We start from the raw sequence: 19,644 nt of genomic DNA on the forward strand, positions 1-19,644 counted from the left end.
CGATGGCATGGCTGCTGGTCGTGGTCGCGGGACTTCTGGAGACCGGGTTCGCGGTCTGCCTGAAGCTCTCGCACGGCTTCACCCGGCTGTGGCCGACCATCGCGTTCTGCGTCTTCGCGCTGGGCAGCTTCGGTCTGCTGACCCTGTCCCTGAAGAAGCTCGATGTCGGGCCCGCGTACGCGGTGTGGACCGGCATCGGCGCGGCGGGGACGGCCATCTACGGCATGATCTTCCTCGGTGACGTGGTCTCCACGCTCAAGCTGGTGTCCATCTCGCTGGTGATCCTCGGCGTGATCGGCCTCCAGCTCTCCGGCTCCGCGCACTGACCCCGCGCTCCGGGCCCGTGTGGCCCGGCTCACCTGTGGGTCGATACTGTGACGGCATGCCCGATTACCACGATGATCTGCGCCTGGCCCACGTACTGGCGGACGCCGCCGACGCGGTGACGATGGACCGGTTCAAGGCCCTGGACCTCAAGGTCGAGACCAAGCCGGACATGACGCCGGTGAGCGAGGCCGACAAGGCCGCCGAGGAACTGATCCGGGGCCATCTGCACCGGGCGCGCCCGCGCGACGCGATCCTGGGCGAGGAGTACGGCATCGAGGGCACCGGTCCGCGGCGCTGGGTGATCGACCCGATCGACGGCACCAAGAACTACGTGCGGGGCGTGCCGGTCTGGGCGACGCTGATCTCGTTGATGGAGGCCGGCGAGGAGGGCTTCCAGCCGGTCGTGGGCGTCGTGTCGGCCCCCGCGCTGAACCGGCGCTGGTGGGCGGCGAAGGGCTCGGGCGCGTACACCGGCCGCAGTCTCACCTCCGCGACCCGGCTCCAGGTCTCCAGCGTGGAGCGGATCGCGGACGCCTCGTTCGCGTACTCCTCGCTGACCGGCTGGGAGGAGCAGGGGCGGCTCGACGGGTTCCTGGACCTGACCCGGGCCTGCTGGCGCACCCGTGGTTACGGGGACTTCTGGCCGTACATGATGGTCGCCGAGGGGTCCGTGGACATGTGCGCGGAGCCCGAGCTCTCACTCTGGGACATGGCGGCGAACGCGATCGTCGTCCAGGAGGCGGGCGGCCGGTTCACCAGTCTGGATGGTGTGGACGGGCCGGGCGGCGGGAACGGAGCGGCGTCGAACGGCGCGCTCCACCGCGAGCTGCTGGGTTACCTCAACCAGCGTTACTGAGTGCGCTCCGCCCGCAGGGCGGCGTAAGGGCATTCGAGGGGCGCGCGGACGGGCCGCGCGCCCCTTTTCTGATCTTCGCGCCCCCTTGCCGCCTTTCCGTATCGGTGCAACTCTATGGATTCCCCCACTTGTGAACTTGTGAATCGGCTCACGCGGTCGCTTCACAGAGGAGGTGGCACTCTCCATGCTCGTCCGTGACGCCATGAGCACGGTGGTCCTCACCATCGGCCCGGCCCATACGCTCCGCCAGGCCGCCCGGCTGATGTCGGCCCGCCGGATCGGAGCGGCCGTCGTCCACGACCCCGATACCTGCGGGCTCGGCATCCTCACCGAGCGCGACGTCCTCAACGCCGTCGGCTCGGGCCAGGACCCCGACACCGAGACGGCCTCGGCCCACACCACCACCGACGTGGTCTTCGCCGCGCCCGGCTGGACGCTCGAAGAGGCCGCGGCGGCCATGACGCACGGCGGCTTCCGCCACCTGATCGTCCTCGACGACGGCGGCCCGGTCGGGATCGTCTCGGTCCGCGACATCATCCGCTGCTGGACGCCCGCGCCCCGCCGCCCGGCCGCGCTGGTCGGCTGACGGCCGCCCCCGCACATGCGACCGGCCCGGCCCCCGCGGGTGCGGGGCCGGGCCGGTCGTACGGCCGGGGGACTCAGGCGCGCAGCGCCTGCACGGCCGCCTCCAGCCGCTTGCCGAAGTCCTCGTCGGCGCGGCGGAAGTTGCCGATCGCGCGCTCGGCGATGTCGTCGCGCGAGACCTTCGCGATGAAGCCGGAGAGGTTGTCGACCAGCCGGGCCTTCTCGTCCTCGGTCATGAGCCGGTAGAGGTTCCCGGCCTGCACGAAGTCGTCGTCCTCGGCGTGCAGCGGGGTCGCATGGCTGCCCGTGACACCCGCGACGGGAATGGCGCCGGAGAGCGGCCGGCCCGTCTCGGCGGGGCCGCCGAAGCTGTTGGGCTCATAGTTCTTCGCGCCCTTGTGGCGACCGTCGTACAGATAGCCGTCCCGGCTGTTGGTCCGCGCCTCGGTGGCGTGCGGGCGGTTCACCGGGAGGTGGTCGGCGTTGATGCCGACGCGGTAGCGGTGCGCGTCGCCGTACGCGAAGAGACGGCCCTGGAGCATCTTGTCCGGGGACGGGCCGATGCCGGGCACGAAGTGCGCCGGGCTGAAGATGGACTGCTCGACCTCGGCGAAGATGTTCTCCGGGTTGCGGTTGAGCTCCAGCTTGCCGATCTCGACCGGCGGGTAGTCCGCGTGCGGCCACACCTTGGTGAGGTCGAACGGGTTGAAGCGGTACGTCGCCGCGTCGGCCGCCGGCATGATCTGCACCTGCACGGACCAGGACGGGAAGTCGCCGCGTTCGATGGACTCGCGCAGGTCCCGCTGGTGGCTGTCCGGGTCCACACCGGAGAGGCGCACGGCCTCCTCGGTGGTGAGGTTCTTGATGCCCTGGTCGGTCTTGAAGTGGTACTTGACCCAGAAGACCTCGCCCGCCTCGTTCTGCCACTGGTAGGTGTGCGAGCCGAAGCCGTCCATGTGCCGGTACGAGGCGGGGATGCCCCGGTCGCCGAAGAGCCAGGTCACCTGGTGGGTGGACTCGGGCGAGAGCCCCCAGAAGTCCCAGACGTTGTCCGCCTCCTGGGAACCGGTGTACGGGTCGCGCTTCTGGGTGTGGATGAAGTCGGGGAACTTGATGGCGTCCCGGATGAAGAACACCGGGGTGTTGTTGCCGACGAGGTCGTAGTTGCCGTCCTCGGTGTAGAACTTCAGCGCGAAGCCGCGCGGGTCGCGCACGGCGTCGGCGGCGCCGAGGTTCCCCGCGACGGTGGAGAAGCGCAGGAACGTCTCGGTCTGCTTGCCGACCTCCGAGAGGAACTTCGCCCGCGTCCACCGCGACACGTCGCGGGTCAGCGTGAACGTTCCGTACGCGCCGGCGCCGCGGGCGTGCACCACGCGCTCCGGAATGCGCTCGCGGTTGAAGTGCGCCAGCTTCTCCATCAGCAGCTGGTCCTGCACCAGGACCGGGCCGCCGACACCGGCGGTCTCGCTGTTCTGGTTGTCGGCGACCGGTGCGCCTGCCTCCGTGGTGAGCGGTCCCTGCGTCACGTGCGCCTCCTGCGTCGTTTCCGCACGTCATGCCTTCATGCCGTGCCCTGCGTCCGGCCTCCCTGTCCTCGGGCCGCCGCCGTAAGCGATCCTACATTGGACAAAGTCCAAGTCAAATAAGCATCCAAAGTCGCACCTATTCAAGACCTGGCCCGTGCGCTGCTAGACTGGCGCCCATGAGTGACCTGCTGGAACGACTTCGAGGACGCGGCTGGCGCATGACCGCGCAGCGGCGCGTCGTGGCCGAGGTCCTCGACGGGGACCATGTGCACCTGACCGCCGACGAGGTCCATGCCCGCGCGGTGGCCAAGCTGCCCGAGATCTCCCGTGCCACCGTCTACAACACGCTGGGCGAGATGGTGAGCCTCGGCGAGGTCATCGAGGTCTCCACCGACCGCCGCGCCAAGCGCTACGACCCCAACGCGCACCGCGCCCACCACCACCTGGTGTGCGCCCAGTGCGGCGCCATCCGCGACGTGCACCCGTCGGGCGACCCGCTGGCGGACCTGCCGGCCGGTGAGCGCTTCGGCTTCACGATCTCGGGCGTCGAACTGACCTACCGGGGCATCTGCCCGGACTGCGCCGCGACGGCCTGAAAGCGCCGCGCCGCCCCCGCACCGGGGGCGGCTTTCGCGTGCGCATAAGAAAGACCGAGGGCCGGATCTTCGAAAAGATCCGGCCCTCGGTCTTCAGTAGCGGGGACAGGATTTGAACCTGCGACCTCTGGGTTATGAGCCCAGCGAGCTACCGAGCTGCTCCACCCCGCGTCGTTGTGTTCACAACCCTACGGGACGGCTCGGACCAGTGCAAATTCGTTCGGGATCTCCGTTCCCGCCCCTGCGGCTCACGGCGTCGGTTCCCGGTGGCTCACGGCGTCGGTTCCCGGTGGCTCACGCCGTCGGTTCCTGGTGGCCTACGCCGTCAGTTCCTGGTGCAGGGCCTCGCGCAGGCGGGCCGCGCGCTCCGCGACCTCCGCCGGGCCCAGCTCGACCGCCCGGGCGCACCAGTGCTGCCCCTCCGCCAGCTCACCCCGGCGCGCGGCGAGCAGGGCCAGGCGCAGCGCGGCCCGCCCGTGGCCGTCGGCGGCGGCGCGGGTCCACCACAGGGCGGCCTCGCGCTCGCTGCCCTCGCGGGCCAGGAGCAGCCCGAGGTTGAACGCCCCGTTGCGGCTGCCGGACTCGGCCGCCTGCCGGTACCAGTGGCCGGCGCTCTCCACGTCGCCCCGGGAGGCGGCGAGCATGCCGACGCGGACCTGGGCGCGGCGGTGCCCCTGCTCGGCGGCCCGCTCGTACCACTCCTCGCACTCGGTCTTCTCGGGCAGCGGCTCGCCCAGCGCGGGCGGCCCCGGCGGCGGCCGCCGCGCGTCGAGCAGCCCGGCCAGCCGGAAGGCCGCCTCCGCGCTGCCGCCGCCCGCCGCGCAGCGCAGGTGGCGCTCGGCCTCCTGCTCCTCGCCGTGGTGCAGGAGCGCCATGCCGACCTGGAGCGCCGCCTCGGTGTGCCCGGCCGCCGCGGCCCGCTCGTACCAGAGGAGGGCGGTCCGGTCCTCGTCGCGCCCGGCGTAGAGGATGCCGAGGTTGAAGGCCGCGTCGACGCTGCCCGCCTCGGCGGCCTTGGAGAACCAGGGCTCGGCGCCGGCCGGGTCGCCGGCCTGGAGCAGGAGCACGGCGAGCGCGTTGGCGGCCTCGCGGTGGCCCGCGTAGGCGGCGCGACGGTACCACTGCTCGGCCTGGGCGGTGCGGTCCTGGGCGGCGCAGAGCAGCCCGAGGTTGTAAGCGCCGTTGACGTCACCGGCGTCCATCGCCGCGCGGTACCAGCGTTCGGCGGTCTGCTGCTCGCCCCGGGCCGCGTGCAGCGCGCCGAGGGCGTTCGCGGCGTTGCCGTCGCCGTCCTGGGCGGCGCGCAGCCACCACACGGCGGCGCTCTCCCGGTCGCCCGCGTCGCGCAGCAGGAACCCGAGCGCGCAGGCGGCCCGGGCCTCGCCCGCCTTGGCCGACATGAGGTACCAGCGCCCGGCCTCCTTGAGCTCGCCGCGCTGTTCGAGGATCGCGCCGAGGTGCAGGGCGGCGCGCCGGTGCCCGCGCGCGGCGGCCTGCCGGTACCACTGCTCGGCCTCGCCGCCGCGCGGGTGGCCGGGGCCGGCGACCGGGCCGTCGCCCTCGGCGGTGCGGCGGGGCGCGTCGGAATCCGCGCCGGGGCGCGGGCCCAGGCCGGGTCGGCCGAACACCTCGTGCCCGGCGTCGGCGGCTTTGCGCTCCAGGAGGCGCGCCAGCCGGTAGGCCGCCTCGCGGTGGCCCTGTTCGGCGGCGGCGCGCAGCCAGCGCTCGGCTCCGACGTCGCTGCGGTGCTCCAGGAGGTCGGCGAGGGCGTAGGCGCCGAGCGCGTGGCCCTGCTCGGCGGACTGACGCAGCCAGTACTCGGCGGCGGGTTCGTCCCCGCGCTCGCGGAAGTGCCGGCCCAGGGCGTGCGCGGCGGCGGCGGATCCGGCCACGGCGGCGGTGCGCCACCAGCCGGCCGCCTCGTCGGGGTAGCCGCGCTGGTGCAGCAGGACGCCCAGGTTGTTGGCGGCGGCCCGGTCCCCGTCGGCGGTGGCGCCCCGCAGATAGGGCTCGGCGCCGGCGAGGTCGCCCCGGCGCAGGAGCAGCGCGCCGAGCACGCTCATCGACGCGGTGTCACCGGAGTCGGCCGCGCGGCGGTGGCGTGCCTCGGTCTCCGCGCTGTCCGCGCTCGCCTCGGCCTCCGCCCGCTCGGCGTTCTCCACGCCGTCGGCGGTCTCGATGGTCCTTGCGGTCTCGGCGGTCGCGGCACTCTCCGCGGTCTCAAAGGGGTCGGCGTTCTCGGCAGTCCTGGCGCTCTCGATGGTGTCTTTGTACTGCTCGGCGGCAGCGGCAAACACCGCATCCGCCATCTTTTCCGCCGGATGGACGTGACCCCGCGCAAACCGCCCTGTCTTCAACAGAGTTGCCCTGTCCCCCATAAATACCATCGTCGCACCACCTGTAACCCGCGTACACCTGGTATATCGCGGTCAGTGACGTCACTTCAGCGTTTTGTCGACATGCCCACAGAGAGACAAGTCAAACACGTCCCCCGCCAACTCGTGCCCCTTGAACCGCACTTCACGCCCACCTCGCGAAACAGGCCACCACGGCACGACGAAGGCCCGGATCCTCTGGAGGATCCGGGCCTTCGTCTGTCAGTAGCGGGGACAGGATTTGAACCTGCGACCTCTGGGTTATGAGCCCAGCGAGCTACCGAGCTGCTCCACCCCGCGTCGTTGTGTTCAAACCGTACCACGACGCGGAGGGGGAGCTTTACCGGGTTACTCAGCCCCCGCCCTCATCGCCCGCTTTGCGCGAAGCGCTTGCTTGGCTCGCCTTGTCACCCTTGTCGGGCTTGTCCGCCTTGCCGTCATCGGACGTGTCGGCCTTGCCGTCGCTGTCCGCCTTGGACTGGGCCGCGGCCGCCCGCTCCAGCGCGTCCTGGAGATCGGTCTGCGCCTTGCCGTAGGCCACCCAGTCCTGCTTCTTCAGCGCCGCCTCGCCCTCCGTGTACGCCTTCTGGGCGTCGGCGATCGCCTTCTTGAGCGCGGCGTCACCGGTGGCCGGCGGCTGACTGGTGTCCGGTGGCTCGGTCGTGTCACCCGGTGGCTCACTCGTATCGGAACCCTCGGCGCCGAACACGGCGTTCAGGGCCTCGCCGAGACTGTTCTCGAAGACGATCTTCGAACCGTACGAGGCGGCGACCTTCCGCAGCAGCGGATAGTTCTGCGTGCCACCGCGCGTATAGACCGGCTCGATGTAGAGGAAGCCCCCTTCGAGCGGCACGGTCAGCAGGTTGCCGTACTCGATGTCGGAGTCGGTGCCCTTGAGGTTTCTCACGAACTCGGCGACGTCGTCGTTGCCGTTGAGCTCACTCTGTACCTGGCCGGGGCCCTTCACCGCACCGGTGACTCTAAGGAGTCTTATCGTGCCGTAGTCCTTGCTGGCCGCATCGGCGTCCACCGCCATGAACGCCCCTAGGTCGGGCCGCCCCTTCGGCGTGAACGTCGTGGTCAGCGAGAACTTCTGAGCCGTCTGACCCGGCATCTTTATGCTCAGGTAGTACGGCGGGACGGAGCCGGACTCCTTGTTGGTCGGGTCGTCCGGGACCTGCCATGCGTCACTGCCGCTGTAGAACTGGGCGGGGCTCGTGACGTGGTAGCGGGTCAGCAGCTCGCGCTGCACCTTGAACAGGTCCTGCGGGTAGCGCAGGTGGTCCATCAGCTCCTGCGGGATGTCCGCCTTGGGCTTCACGGTCCCGGGGAACGCCTTGCGCCAGGTCTTCAGGACCGGGTCCTGCGTGTCCCACTCGTACAGCGTGACCGTGCCGTCGTACGCGTCGACGGTGGCCTTCACCGAGTTGCGGATGTAGTTGACCTGGTTCTGCTGGGCGACGACCGCGCGCTGGTTGGTGGTCAGCGAGTCGGCCGTGGTGTCACCGAGCGTGGTGCGCGAGGCGTACGGATAGCCGTTGGTCGTCGTGTAGGCGTCGACCACCCACTGGATGCGCTTGTTCACCACGGCCGGGTAGGCGTCGCCGTCGATGGTGAGCCAGGGGGCCACCGCCTCGACGCGCTCCTTGGGCGTGCGGTTGTAGAGGATCCGCGAACCGTCGCCGATGGCGCCCGAGTAGAGGATCTGCGGCTCGCTGAACGCCACCGCGTACGCGGCGCGGTTGAACGTGTTGGAGAGACTGACCCCGCTGTCGCCCTTGTAGCTGGTGGTCTTCTCGCCGTCCTCCTCGTAGTCGAGCTCCTTCTGGGGCCCGCCGACGATGGAGTACTGCTCGGTCTTCTCGCCGTAGTAGATCTCCTGCTTGTACGTGCCCAGGTCGCCGGTGGTCGGCAGCCCGGATTCGGTGAAGTCGGGAGACCCCTTCGGGTTCTTACCGGTCGTGGTCCCGCGGGCGGCGATGGCGCCGTAGCCGTGGGTGTAGGTGAAGTGGTCGTTGATCCAGTTGCGCTTGGGGATGCCCTCGATGTTGAGCTCGCGCAGACCGATGACCGTGTCCTGCTCCTTGCCCGCGTCGTCCTTGTAGCGGTCGACGTCCAGCGTCTTGGGGAACTGGTAGTAGTTCCTCTTCTGCTGGAGCTGCTGGAAGGCCGGCGAGACGACGTTGGGGTCCATCACCCGGTAGCTCGCGGCGGCGTCCGCACTCGCCCGGAGCTTGGCGTCGTCGTCCTCGGTGGACTTGCCCGTGTAGTCCGAGACCTGCGCGTCGTCGATGTCGTACGCGTCGCGCGTGGCCTCGATGTTCTTCCGGATGAACGGGGCTTCCTTGGCCTGCTCGTTCGGCTGGACCTGGAACTTCTGCACGATGGCCGGGTAGAGGCCGCCGATCAGGATGGCCGAGAGGACCATGAGGCCGAAGCCGATCACCGGCAGCTGCCAGGTGCGCCGCCAGAGCGTCGCGAAGAACAGCACGGCGCAGATCGCGGCGATGCAGAACAGGATCGTCTTCGCCGGAAGGTACGCGTTGGCGTCCACGTACCGCAGACCCGTCCAGTTGTCCGTGGCCTTGAAGTCACTGGACTTCACCGCCAGGCCGTACCGGTCGAGCCAGTACGCCACGGCCTTCAGCGCGACGAAGACCCCGAGCAGCACCGACAGATGGCCGGTGGCCGCGCCCGTCGCCCGCGCGCCGGGGCTGGTGACACGCAGCCCGCCGTACAGGTAGTGGGTCAGCGCGGCGGCGATCAGCGAGAGCACCGTGGCCGCGAAGCCGAAGCCCAGCAGGAAGCGGTACCAGGGCAGGTCGAAGGCGTAGAACGACACGTCCAGATGGAACTGGGGGTCCTTCTGTCCGAACGACACGCCGTTCACGTACATCAGCCAGGTCCGCCACTGACCCGAGGCGGAGGCGCCGGCGATCAGACCGACCAGCGCGGTGACCGCGAGCAGCACCCACTTCTTGTACGGGGCGAGGCCCATCCGGTAGCGGTCCAGGCTCTGCTGCTCCAGCGACATCGCGCTCAGCGGCGGCCGGAGCCGGTGCGCGAGCCAGATGTTCAGGCCGACGGCCAGGGCCATCAGCAGTCCGAAGACGAGGAACAGTCCGATCTTGGTCCACAGGGTGGTGGTGAAGACGGACGAATACGCGACCGACCTGTACCAGAGCCAGTCCGTCCAGAACCCGGCGAACATGACGAACGCCATGGCGAGAATCGCCAGGACGCCCAGAGTCATGAGCAGGGTTCGGGCGCGCCGGGACGGGCGGCCGACTCTGATCCGTGGCCCGGTCGGGCCTCCGCCGCGGTCCGGCATCTGGAAAGCCAACGTGCGCACCTCGAAGTTCGCGGGTCGTGTGGAGCGGGCCCAGCGATCGTAGAGCCCATCCCTTCAACTTACTGATGCTTTACCTAGTTCCCGTTACGGGGGCGGAAGGAGGCAGGATGTTGCCCATGTCCAACGTTTCCCCCTCAGGCCCCCCGATGGCCGCGAGCCCGCTCACCGTCGCGGTGCTCGAAATCGACGAGTACGTCTCCACCCTCGGCTGGGACCAGCCGGCCCGCCTCTTCGCCCTGGTCGACACCGCGCGACTGCGGGCCCAGGAACCCGGCCTCGCCTCCCAGCTCGGCCTTGACGACGACGGTGCGAAGGGCGCCGCGCTGACCCCCGTGGAACAGGAGGAGCTGCCCGCGGGCACGGCTCTGGACGAGTTCCTCGCGACGATCGCCTGGCCCGACGCGGTCGCCGGGTGCGCGATGACGGTGGAGCGCCTGATGCTGCCGCCGTCCGCCGAGGCGTCCGTGCCGGACGGGCTCGACGACAAACGGCTGACCAAGTGGGTCGCCGAGCACCCCGACCGACAGGAGGTGCGGATGACCGTGGCCGTCCTGCGGGACGGGGCGCGCGAGTCCGCCGTACGCCTGCGGGAGAAGGACTCGGCGACCGAGGTGCTGACCGGAGCCGGTCTCGTGCCGGGGCTGGCGGAGGCGCTGGCGGCCACCTTCGAGTCCTGACCGTCCGCCCTGTGTCGCGGGGGCGCGGTCAGCCCGCCGAGCAGCTCGGCAGCCCGGCCGTGTCCCCCGCGCGGAGCTTGTCCAGGGACTTCCTGGCGTCGTCGATGGTCTTGACCCGGATCAGGGTGAGCCCGTCGGGGGTGTCCGCCGCGGCGGACTCGCAGTTGTCGTCGGGGGTCAGGAAGTAGCGTGCGCCCGCCTCGCGCGCGCCGACCAGCTTCATGGTGATCCCGCCGATCGGGCCGACCTTGCCGGCGTCGTCGATCGTGCCGGTGCCCGCGATGAACCTGCCGCCCGTCAGCTGCCCCGGGGTCAGCTTGTCGAGGATGCCCAGGGAGAACATCAGCCCCGCGCTCGGACCGCCCACATCGGCGAGCTTGATGTCGATGCCGAAGGGGAAGGTGTGGTCGGTCCCCGCCTGGATGCCGACGATCGCACGGTCCCCCTCGGGGGCCTTCACCGTGGTCAGGGTGACCTTCTCGGTGCCCTCGGGCTTCTTGCCGGCCTTCTCGGCCGCCGCCGCGGTCTTGGCCGGGATCACCGTGAAGGTGACGTCCTGGCCGGGCTTGTGCTTGGTGACGAGCTTCGCGACGTCCCCGGGCTGCTCGACCGCGGTGCCGTCGACGTTCTTGATGATGTCGCCCGCGTGCAGCTTGCCCTGCGACGGGCTGCCCTTGACGACGCTGGAAACCACGACGTACGAGGTGACCGGGATGTTCAGCTCCTTGAGGGCCGCGACCTTGGCGCTCTCCTGGGACTGGCTGAACTCCTCGGCGTTCTCCTGCGTCGACTCCTCCTCGGTCTTGCCGTCCGGGTAGAGGGTGTCGTGCGGTACGACGACGCTGTCATGCCCCAGCCATCCGGAGACGGCCTCGACCAGGTTCATGCTGTAGTCGGCGCCGGTGACGCGGACCGTCGTCATGTTGAGGTTGCCGGACGTCTTGTACGTCTTGTGACCGGTGATCCGCAGAACCGGGTCGCCCTCGACGTCACCGAGCGTGTTCACCGTCGGACCGGGAGACATCTCCGAGTACGGCACTTTGATCAGCACGCCTGCGCAGAGCAGCGCGATCAGAATCAGGGTGGAGGCGAGCATCGTCGCGGTGCGGCGTGGCATGGAACGACAGTACGGGAAGGGTCTCTCAGTGCACCGCCGGGGCCGGTCCGTACGGGGCCCGGGGCGCGCGGGTCGAAGACTCCGGACGCGGCCTCAGACGTTCGATATCTGCTCCACCGGTTCGGAACCGGAGTGGGGCTTCTCCATGGCTTCGCGGAACCGCGCGTACCCGGCGAGTTCGGTGACGTCACCGGTAGTGCGGTTGCGGGCGGCCCAGCTTCCCCATATCGCCGCGCCGAAAGCGGCGAAAAGCGGAATCAACAACCAGGCGAGCGCTGCCATGGCGACCTCCCTACCCCCTGATGCGGCCGTCTGGCCGATCAGCAGATTAACCGTCTGGAAAACCAACGCTCGTGGCAGGGGTGCGGTTACGCAAATCGGGGCGGATTCCCGCCGTTCCGGTTTGCGCTCAGCAGGCGCCGACCCATTCCTCCGTACCGTCCGAGAAACGCTGGTGCTTCCAGATCGGAACCTCGTGCTTGAGGTCGTCGATGAGCTTGCGGGACGCCGCGAACGCCTCCGCGCGGTGGGGGCAGGAGACCGCCACGACGACCGCGATGTCGCCCACCCGCAATTCACCCACCCGGTGGACGGCGGCCAGCGCCCGGACCGGGAAGTCGGCGACGACCTTCTCCGCCACCCGGCGCAGCTCGTCGGCGGCCGAGGGGTGGCACGAGTAGCCGAGGCCGTCGACGTCCTGTCCTCCGTCGTGGTCACGCACGGTGCCGACGAAGAGGGTGGTGCCGCCCGCCGCGTCGTCACCGGCCGCCCGGAAGACCTCGTCCACCGACAGCGGCGCGTCACGGATGTCCAGCAGCCGGATCGGGTCCTGCGCCGTCTGCTCGCCGGGGTGGTCGTACGTGAGTGCCATGACCCCATCGTGCCGTACCGCGCCGACAACACGGAATTGCCGATTCACCCGGCGGGCCGCGCCCCGGCTTGGAGCCTCCTACAGGGTGCTCAGATGCGGCGGCGGGCCTTGCGGGCGCGGCGCACCAGGGCCGCGGTGCCGAGGAGGGCGACGGTCGCCCCGGCGGCACCGGCCGCGGTGGCGTCCTTGCGGCCGAGGCGGCGGCCGGCGACGGTGTGGCGTCCCTCCACCTCTTCCAGGAGCGCGGCGAGCACCTCCTCGTTGGTCCAGGCCGGGCGCCAGCCCGCGTCGTGCAGCCGGCTGACGCTGACGACCCAGGGGTGCATGGTGTACGCCAGGTCGCCCGCGGGCGAGGGGGTGAGGCCGATCCGGTGCAGCCGGGCTGCGGCACCCAGCGCGACGGCGGAGGGGAGCTCCATCCGGCGCACCCCGCTCAGCTCCTCGACCTCCTCCTGTTCCAGCCAGCCGTCGCAGCCGACCGCGAACTCCCCGTCGATCTTCTCCAGGGCGGCGTACTCCAGCGCCGTGACCAGGTCCTCCACGTGGCAGAACTGCCAGGCGGGCCGGGATCCGGCGACCACGAGCAGCCGGGGCGACTCGAAGTAGCGGGTCAGCGCGGTGTCCGTACCGCCCACGAGCACGGCGGGGCGGACGACGGTGACGTGCAGCCCGGGGTGGGCGCGCGGGGCGCGGCGGCCGAGCCGTTCGATCTCCAGCAGGTCGCCGACGCCGGTGGCCTCGGCGGTGGCCCGCAGCTCCGCGTCCTCGGCGAGCGGGAGGTCGTTGTCGGGCAGCGCCCCGTAGACCATCGCGGAGGTGCACAGCACGACGCGGTGGACCCCGGCGGCCGCGGCCGCGGTCAGCACGGTCTGGGTGCCGCGCACGTTGTAGGCGGTGCGTGCGGCGGGATCGGTCTCCAGGTCGAGGTCGAGCGCCAGGTGGACGACGACGTCCGCGCCGCGCAGCTTCTCGGCGATGGCGGGGTCGCGGACGTCGAGGAGGTGCCAGGTCGCGTCGGAGACCTCGCCCCGGCGCTCGTCGATGGCGATGACCTGCTTGATCTCATCGGAGGCGGCGAGGCGTGCGGTGAGCAGCTCACCGACGCCCGTCGCGGCTCCGGTGACGGCCACGACCGGGCCGCGGCCTCCGGGGCGGCCGGGGACGGATTTCTTCTCGGGTGACGGGTCGGCCAGGTTTCGCGCTGCGCGAACCTGCGGATCTGGGGAACTCACCGGGCGTCTCCAGCGGTTGTCTTCAGTACGTACCCGCGTGACACGTACGTACCAGGTGGCGTCCATCCTGCCGCAGGGCTGGACCGGGCGGAGCACTGAGGCCCTGAGCGGACTTGGTGTCTACGCTGGATGGTGATGTCGGGCAGTCGCCGTCGGTTCCCCCGGCGGCCCTACGAGCCGAGGAAACCCGTGAGTGACACCCCATTCGGATTCGGCCTTCCGCCGGAGGAGCCGGACGACGGCGACCAGGGCAAGAAGAACGACCCCACCCGAGGTGGGCAGGGTTCGGGCGGTCCGGCGAACCCGTTCGGCTTCGGCCCCGGCGCGGGCGGTGACAACCCCTTCGCCGCCATGTTCGGCTCGATGAACCCGAACGACCTGGGCGCGGCCTTCCAGCAGCTCGGCCAGATGCTGAGCTACGAGGGCGGGCCGGTCAACTGGGACATGGCCAAGCAGATCGCCCGCCAGACGGTGTCGCAGGGCACAGCGGACGGCTCCAAGGACGCGAGCGTGGGCCCGGCCGAGCGCTCCGCGGTCGACGAGGCGCTGCGCCTGGCCGACCTCTGGCTGGACGGGGTGACGTCGATGCCGTCCGGTGCCATCTCCAGCGTGGCGTGGAGCCGCGCGGAGTGGGTCGAGGCGACGCTCCCGGCCTGGCAGCAGCTGGTCGACCCGGTCGCCGAGCGTGTGGGCCTCGCCATGGGTGATGTGCTGCCCGAGGAGATGCAGGCGATGGCGGGCCCGCTGATCGGCATGATGCGGTCGATGGGCGGCGCGATGTTCGGCCAGCAGATCGGGCAGGCCGTCGGCGTGCTGGCGGGCGAGGTGGTCGGCTCGACCGACATCGGGCTGCCGCTGGGCCCGGCGGGCCGGGCCGCGCTCCTCCCGCTGAATGTGGAGCGCTTCGGCAAGGACCTGTCGGTTCCGCAGGACGAGGTGCGGCTGTACCTGGCGCTCCGCGAGGCCGCCCACCAGCGGCTCTTCGCCCACGTCCCGTGGCTCCGCTCGCACCTGTTCGGCGCCGTCGAGGGTTACGCGCGCGGTATCAAGGTCGACACCAGCAAGCTGGAGGACGTGGTCGGCCAGTTCGACCCCTCGCAGCCCGAGCAGCTCCAGGAGGCCCTTCAGCAGGGCATGTTCCAGCCGGAGGAGACGCCGGAGCAGAAGGCGGCCCTGGCCCGCCTGGAGACGGCCCTCGCGCTGGTCGAGGGCTGGGTGGACGCCGTGGTGCACGCCGCCGCGAAGTCCCGGCTGACCTCGGCCGACGCGCTGCGCGAGACGATGCGCCGGCGCCGTGCGTCCGGTGGCCCCGCCGAGCAGACGTTCGCCACGCTCATCGGCCTCCAGCTGCGTCCGCGCCGGCTGCGGGACGCCTCGCGGCTGTGGGCCTCGCTCACGGACGCCCGCGGCCTCGAAGGGCGCGACGCGCTGTGGGAGCACCCCGACATGCTCCCGACCGCTCACGACCTGGACGATCCGGACGGCTTCGTCCACCACGAGCAGATGGACTTCTCGGAGCTGGACAAGATGCTCGGCGAGGCGGCGAACGGCCCGAAGAAGCCCGCGCCGGGGGCGGACGCCCCGGACGACGCCACGGACAAGGGTGACGACGACGGCAAGGACGACACCGACAAGTGAGCCTGCATGACGACGCCGTCCTCGTACTCAAGGGGTACGGGGCGGGGGCCGGCGCCGCCCAGGAGGAGCTGCGAGACGCCTATCTGGAGCACCTCGCGCGCCATCGGGACGGCATGTGGAAGTCCTGCGGGGCCGGTCATCTGACGGCCAGCGCCCTGGTCGTCGACCCGGAGCGCGGCCGGGTGCTGCTCACGCTGCACCGCAAGCTGCGGATGTGGCTGCAGATGGGCGGCCACTGCGAGCCCGGTGACGCCACGCTCGCGGCGGCCGCGCTGCGGGAGGCGACGGAGGAGTCCGGGATCGCCGGGCTGACGCTGCTGCCGGGCGGGCCGGTCATCCTGGACCGGCATCCGATCCCCGCGCCGTGCCACTGGCACTTGGACGTGCAGTACGCGGCGGTGGCGCCGGCGGGCGCGACGGAGAGCATCAGCGACGAATCCCTGGACCTGCGCTGGTTCGCGTACGACGAGGTGGCCGGAGTCGGCGACGCCTCTGTGGTCCGGCTGGTCGAGCGTACGCGCGCGGTGCTGGAGGGCGGCCGGTAGCCCTCGTACGACCACAGCGGTAAGGGGCGGCCTCCGGGAGGCCGCCCCTTACCGTTTGCCGTCGTCGGCTCAGTTCCAGGCGTTGTTCTGGTTCTGGCCGTGTGCGCCGTTCTGGCCCATGCCGTACTGGGCGGCGAGGCCCTGTCCGATCTGGGCGTTCTGCGGCGGCATCAGCTCGCTCGGCTGCACCAGGGCGAAGCCCTGCCCGAGGAAGCTGAGCTCCCAGCCCTCGCCGGTGTTCCCGCGCCGGCGGAAGACTCCCGAGGAGTGCGTCTGGGCCTGCATCTGCACCCGCAGCGAGGTCGACCAGGCGACGATCGCGTCGGCGTCGGCGCTGACGTACTTGTCGGGCGTGACCTGCATCATCAGCGGCTGGCCCGAGGTCATCAGGGCGACCTTGCCGGTGCCGGAGATGTTGAGCTGGTACTTGCCGGTGCCCGAGATGCCGTACTGGCTGTCGACCGCGATGACCTCGGTGTGCAGCGAGGAGTCGAGCGCCAGGACGTAGGAGCTGTCCACCGTCAGGCCGTCGTGGTCGACGTCCACGACGTGGATGTACTGCGCCAGGTTGGCGAAGTAGACGGTGCCCTGCCCGGAGCAGCGCATCAGGTCCAGGCCCTCACCGGTGTGGGCGCGGGAGCGGCGCTGGGCGTTCGACTGGTACTCGCCGTCGAACTCCATCAGCCCTTGATAGGCGACCATGGCGCCCTTGCGGGCGAGGACGTCGTCGTGGCCGGTCAGCGCGACCCGCAGAAGCTGCGGGTTCTGGATGGTGTAGCGCTCCTGGGACTGCTGTTCCGTGAGGCCGAAAAGCGAACTCTGCATGGTGTGTTCTCCCTCCCCGTCAGTGCCGGACGCGCAGCCGGTCGGTGCTGTCCTCGCTCGGCTGGACGACGACGATCCCCTGGCCGGAGAAGGCCATCTGGAACGCCTCGCCGCTGCCCCGCCCGATGAGCGAGGACGCCTTGAAGCTGCGCTTGCCCTTCACCTTGAGGTTCGGGGACCAGGCGACCAGCGCGTCCGGGTCGACGTACGTCTCGTCCTCGCCGCGTCCGCAGTCCACCACGAGCGGCGTGCCGCGCGAGGTGATCGCGACCCAGCCGGTCCCCGCGATGCTGACGTTCCACAGGCCCTGGCCGGCGAACTTGGCGAGGCCCTTGACCCGCTCGACGCCCCAGGTGAGGTGGCCGTCGAAGGCGAGGACGTTGGTGCCGTTGACCGAGAGGGAGTCGTTGTTGAGGTTGATGACGACGACATCGGCGCCGTAGTCGGCGAGGTAGAGCAGCCCGTCGCCGGTGCACTTCATGAGGGGCGCGCCCTCGCCGGTGATCCACTGCGCGGCGATCTGGCGGACGGCGGGCGGGTTGGGCTCGTACTGGATGAAGCCCTCGTACGCGACCATCGAGCCGGTGCGCGCGTAGAGGTCCTGACCGGTCGCCATGGCGACCTTCAGCATGGAATGGCCGTGGTTCTCCATCCGTGCCGTGACGGGGGTCGGGGCGTAGCCCGCGAGTTGCTGGTTCATGACGGGCTCCCTCAGACCTCGTAGGGCTGGACGACGATGAAGTTGCCGGGCGCGCCCCGGAACTGGAGGTTCACGGTCTCCCCGCTGTGTCCGGGATAGGAGTTGCGGCGCAGCCGGACCTGGCTGGAGACGATCACCTGGGACGCGGACGACCACGCCACCACGGCGTTGCAGTCGGCGAAGGTGGTCGGGGTGACCGGCAGGACGACGGGGACGCCGTGCGTCTTGACGACGAGCGTGCCGGAGCCCTGGAACTGCATGGTGAACAGGGCGCCGCCCGGGATGCCGTGGCCCTCGATGCGGCGGACCTCGTACTGGAGCGACTCGTCGAAGGCGAGCACGTTCTCGGCGGAGACGCAGACTCCGTCGCCCTGGAGCTCGATGGAGTGCAGATGGGCGCCTTCCTCGGCGAGGAAGACCTGACCCCGGCCGGTACAGCGCATGAGCTGCATCTCCTGGCCGGTGGCGTTGCCCACCATGCGGCCGGCGAAACCCGCGCCCTTGTAGCTGAAGTCGACCTTGCCCTGGTACATCACCATGCTGCCCTGCCGGGCGAGCACTCCGGTACCGCCCATGGTCAGGTCGACCCGCATGAGCTGCCGGTTCTGCGGCGTCCAGCGCTGTCCGGTCGGGGTCTCCTTGTACGGCTGGAGCGCGGCCTGAAGACCGGCTCCGGCGGCCTGCGGCATGCCACCGGGCATGCCCTGTCCGCCCGGCGGCATGCCGGGGGGCTGCTGGCCGTACGGGGACGGGGCCTGCTGTCCGTAGGGGGCGGGCGCCTGGCCGGGAACCTGCCCGAACTGCTGCTGGGGCTGGTGGGGCTGCTGCCCGAACTGCTGCTGCGGCTGCTGGCCGGGCTGCCCGTAGGGGGACGGGGCGGGCGGCGGAGGCATGGTGCCGCCGGGCGGGGCCATCGGGGCGGCGATCGTCGGCGCGGCGTGCATCTGCTGCTGCGCGGCGGGGGCCGGGGCCGGCGGGGTCCCGAAGGCGGGCGCGGGCTGAGGAACCTGAGGCGCCTGGGGTGCCGGAGGGGCTGCCGGGGCGCCGAAGGACGGAGCCGGGGCAGCCTGGGCCGGCGGGGCGAACGAGGGGGCGACACCCTGCGGCGGCGCGGCGGCGGCCGGCTGCTCCTCGGCGACCTCGCCTCCGAAGTTCTTCAGCAGCGCGTCGAGGCCACCGTCGAAGCCCTGGCCGACCGCCGCGAAGCGCCAGACGTCCTTGAGGTAGAAGTCGCCCAGCATGACCGCGCGCTCGGTGCTGAACTCCGAGCCGTTGAACGCGTACCTGACGACTTCCTCGCCGCCCGCGACGATCCGGATGTATCCGGGACCGACCTGCGACATCTGCCCGGCACCGTCCACGGTCGCGGTGAACGACAGCTTGTGGATGTTCGCCGGAATGCGGTCCAGGGTGACGCGGAACGACTCGGTGTCACCGGCCTGGGCCCCGAGCAGCTGAATGGACTCCTCGGGAGATTTCGGCTGATTGAAGAAGATGAAATACCGGTCGTCGGAGAGCTGTTCATTGGCATCGAGCCCGAAGCAGCTGATGTCAAAGCTCAGTCCCGGGCCGGCGATCTGCACCCCAACGTACAGGTCCGTCCCCGGCGTGAGATCGCTGATCTTGGCCTTGTGGCCGCGCTGGAATTCCCTGGCCATGCGTAACGACCGTCCCCCATCCGGAAGGTGAATGCGTCGCGTCAGGCTATCCGCAAACTCCGGCACTGGGCGAAGCCGGTACAGACCCGGTACAGAAACACCCGACACCGCTCACCCGGCGCCACCACCCGTCACTCGCCGCGCGCGGCGGGCAGGTGCGGCAGCCGGTCGGCGGCCACCACACCCTCCAGATAGCCGCGGGCGCGCTCGGTGCGGGGGTAGGCGTCCAGCAGCCGCCAGAACCGCGGCCCGTGCCCGGGCACCAGGAGGTGGGCGAGTTCGTGGACGAGCACATAGTCCACGACGTACTCCGGCATGCCCTGCAGCCGGTGCGACAGCCGGATGCTGCCCTCGGACGGGGTGCACGAGCCCCACCGGGTGTTCTGGTTGGTCACCCATCGCACGGAGGCGGGTCTGGCCCGGCCCGCGAAGTACTGGGCGGACAGGCGCTCCGCCCGTTCGGCGAGCTCGGTGTCGCCGAGGACGCGCCTGCTCTCCTGGGCGGCGAGTCTGTCGAGCATCACGTCCACCCAGCGCCGCTCCTCGGCCTCGGACATGCGGGCGGGGATGAGCACGATCGTCCGGTCGCCCTCACGGTAGGCGGAGACCGTTCTGCTGCGGCGGGCGCTTCTGCGGACCTCGACCGCGCTGGTCGCGGAGGCGCGGCGGGCAGGATCCGCACCGCGCCGGCGGGGTCCGGCGCCGGGCACGGCAGGCTCCCCGGCGGAACCGGGCGACGGGTCGGCGGGCACGACTCGACGTTA

General features: G+C 70.8%; 18 protein-coding genes and 2 tRNA genes. 7 read left to right on the top strand and 13 right to left on the bottom strand.

Annotation, left to right across the window (positions count from 1 at the left end; all coding sequences use genetic code 11):
- Positions 1-2: 2 nt before the first annotated feature.
- From ABZ565_RS26215 to ABZ565_RS26225, 3 genes are all read left to right on the top strand, one after another.
- Positions 3-326, top strand: coding sequence for a multidrug efflux SMR transporter (locus ABZ565_RS26215; RefSeq protein WP_073964058.1), 324 nt, complete (start codon positions 3-5; stop codon positions 324-326).
- 56 nt (positions 327-382) lie between these two features.
- Positions 383-1,183 (top strand): histidinol-phosphatase, encoded by an 801-nt coding sequence (hisN, locus tag ABZ565_RS26220; RefSeq protein ID WP_361031631.1) that lies wholly within the window; start codon positions 383-385, stop codon positions 1,181-1,183.
- A gap of 184 nt (positions 1,184-1,367) precedes the next feature.
- Positions 1,368-1,769: a CBS domain-containing protein gene (locus tag ABZ565_RS26225; RefSeq protein WP_361031634.1), complete on the top strand. Its 402-nt coding sequence runs from the start codon at positions 1,368-1,370 to the stop codon at positions 1,767-1,769.
- Positions 1,770-1,842: 73 nt separating this feature from the next.
- Here the strand turns inward: ABZ565_RS26225 and ABZ565_RS26230 are convergent, their stop codons facing one another.
- Positions 1,843-3,294 carry a catalase gene (locus ABZ565_RS26230; protein WP_361031638.1) on the bottom strand — a complete coding sequence of 484 codons (1,452 nt, stop codon included), beginning with the start codon at positions 3,292-3,294 and terminating at the stop codon, positions 1,843-1,845.
- 176 nt (positions 3,295-3,470) lie between these two features.
- Between ABZ565_RS26230 and ABZ565_RS26235 the strand changes: the two genes are divergently transcribed.
- Entirely contained in the window at positions 3,471-3,890 is a 420-nt protein-coding gene (locus ABZ565_RS26235; RefSeq protein ID WP_361031642.1) for a Fur family transcriptional regulator, read from the top strand.
- A 97-nt stretch (positions 3,891-3,987) separates the two neighbouring features.
- Here ABZ565_RS26235 and ABZ565_RS26240 read toward each other — a convergent pair.
- From ABZ565_RS26240 to ABZ565_RS26255, 4 genes are all read right to left on the bottom strand, one after another.
- A tRNA-Met gene (locus ABZ565_RS26240) sits at positions 3,988-4,061 on the bottom strand.
- A 146-nt stretch (positions 4,062-4,207) separates the two neighbouring features.
- Entirely contained in the window at positions 4,208-6,277 is a 2,070-nt protein-coding gene (locus ABZ565_RS26245; RefSeq protein WP_361031645.1) for a tetratricopeptide repeat protein, read from the bottom strand.
- Between the two features lie 214 nt (positions 6,278-6,491).
- Positions 6,492-6,565: transfer RNA gene (locus ABZ565_RS26250), tRNA-Met, on the bottom strand.
- Between the two features lie 52 nt (positions 6,566-6,617).
- Complete coding sequence (locus ABZ565_RS26255; RefSeq protein WP_361031844.1) at positions 6,618-9,596, bottom strand: UPF0182 family protein; 2,979 nt, start codon at positions 9,594-9,596, stop codon at positions 6,618-6,620.
- 128 nt (positions 9,597-9,724) lie between these two features.
- Between ABZ565_RS26255 and ABZ565_RS26260 the strand changes: the two genes are divergently transcribed.
- Complete coding sequence (locus tag ABZ565_RS26260) at positions 9,725-10,294, top strand: PPA1309 family protein (RefSeq protein ID WP_361031648.1); 570 nt, start codon at positions 9,725-9,727, stop codon at positions 10,292-10,294.
- A 28-nt stretch (positions 10,295-10,322) separates the two neighbouring features.
- Here the strand turns inward: ABZ565_RS26260 and ABZ565_RS26265 are convergent, their stop codons facing one another.
- The 4 genes from ABZ565_RS26265 to ABZ565_RS26280 form a co-directional block, all read right to left on the bottom strand.
- The gene (locus ABZ565_RS26265; RefSeq protein WP_361031651.1) at positions 10,323-11,411 is read right to left on the bottom strand and encodes a PDZ domain-containing protein; all 1,089 of its coding nucleotides are present in this window, start codon (positions 11,409-11,411) and stop codon (positions 10,323-10,325) included.
- 93 nt (positions 11,412-11,504) lie between these two features.
- The gene (locus ABZ565_RS26270; RefSeq protein ID WP_361031654.1) at positions 11,505-11,693 is read right to left on the bottom strand and encodes a hypothetical protein; all 189 of its coding nucleotides are present in this window, start codon (positions 11,691-11,693) and stop codon (positions 11,505-11,507) included.
- Positions 11,694-11,820: 127 nt separating this feature from the next.
- Positions 11,821-12,282 (bottom strand): molybdenum cofactor biosynthesis protein MoaE, encoded by a 462-nt coding sequence (locus ABZ565_RS26275; RefSeq protein WP_361031657.1) that lies wholly within the window; start codon positions 12,280-12,282, stop codon positions 11,821-11,823.
- A gap of 89 nt (positions 12,283-12,371) precedes the next feature.
- Positions 12,372-13,514, bottom strand: a complete 1,143-nt coding sequence (locus ABZ565_RS26280; RefSeq protein ID WP_361031659.1) for an SDR family oxidoreductase — start codon at positions 13,512-13,514, stop codon at positions 12,372-12,374.
- A gap of 189 nt (positions 13,515-13,703) precedes the next feature.
- Between ABZ565_RS26280 and ABZ565_RS26285 the strand changes: the two genes are divergently transcribed.
- Complete coding sequence (locus ABZ565_RS26285) at positions 13,704-15,152, top strand: zinc-dependent metalloprotease (protein WP_361031662.1); 1,449 nt, start codon at positions 13,704-13,706, stop codon at positions 15,150-15,152.
- A complete protein-coding gene (locus ABZ565_RS26290; protein WP_361031665.1) occupies positions 15,149-15,697 on the top strand; it encodes an NUDIX hydrolase in 549 nt (182 codons plus the stop codon). The genes ABZ565_RS26285 and ABZ565_RS26290 overlap by 4 nt, the downstream gene beginning before the upstream one ends.
- A 69-nt stretch (positions 15,698-15,766) precedes the next feature.
- Here the strand turns inward: ABZ565_RS26290 and ABZ565_RS26295 are convergent, their stop codons facing one another.
- The 4 genes from ABZ565_RS26295 to ABZ565_RS26310 form a co-directional block, all read right to left on the bottom strand.
- The gene (locus tag ABZ565_RS26295) at positions 15,767-16,522 is read right to left on the bottom strand and encodes an AIM24 family protein (protein ID WP_361031668.1); all 756 of its coding nucleotides are present in this window, start codon (positions 16,520-16,522) and stop codon (positions 15,767-15,769) included.
- Positions 16,523-16,541: 19 nt separating this feature from the next.
- Complete coding sequence (locus ABZ565_RS26300; protein WP_361031671.1) at positions 16,542-17,222, bottom strand: AIM24 family protein; 681 nt, start codon at positions 17,220-17,222, stop codon at positions 16,542-16,544.
- Between the two features lie 11 nt (positions 17,223-17,233).
- Positions 17,234-18,880 carry a TerD family protein gene (locus ABZ565_RS26305; RefSeq protein ID WP_361031675.1) on the bottom strand — a complete coding sequence of 549 codons (1,647 nt, stop codon included), beginning with the start codon at positions 18,878-18,880 and terminating at the stop codon, positions 17,234-17,236.
- A gap of 131 nt (positions 18,881-19,011) precedes the next feature.
- On the bottom strand, positions 19,012-19,632 hold the full coding sequence (locus tag ABZ565_RS26310) for a M48 family metallopeptidase (RefSeq protein ID WP_361031678.1): 621 nt from the start codon (positions 19,630-19,632) through the stop codon (positions 19,012-19,014).
- Between the last annotated feature and the right edge of the window lie 12 nt (positions 19,633-19,644).

It is taken from the genome of Streptomyces sp. NPDC016469 (assembly GCF_040632905.1).
Lineage (GTDB): Bacteria > Actinomycetota > Actinomycetes > Streptomycetales > Streptomycetaceae > Streptomyces.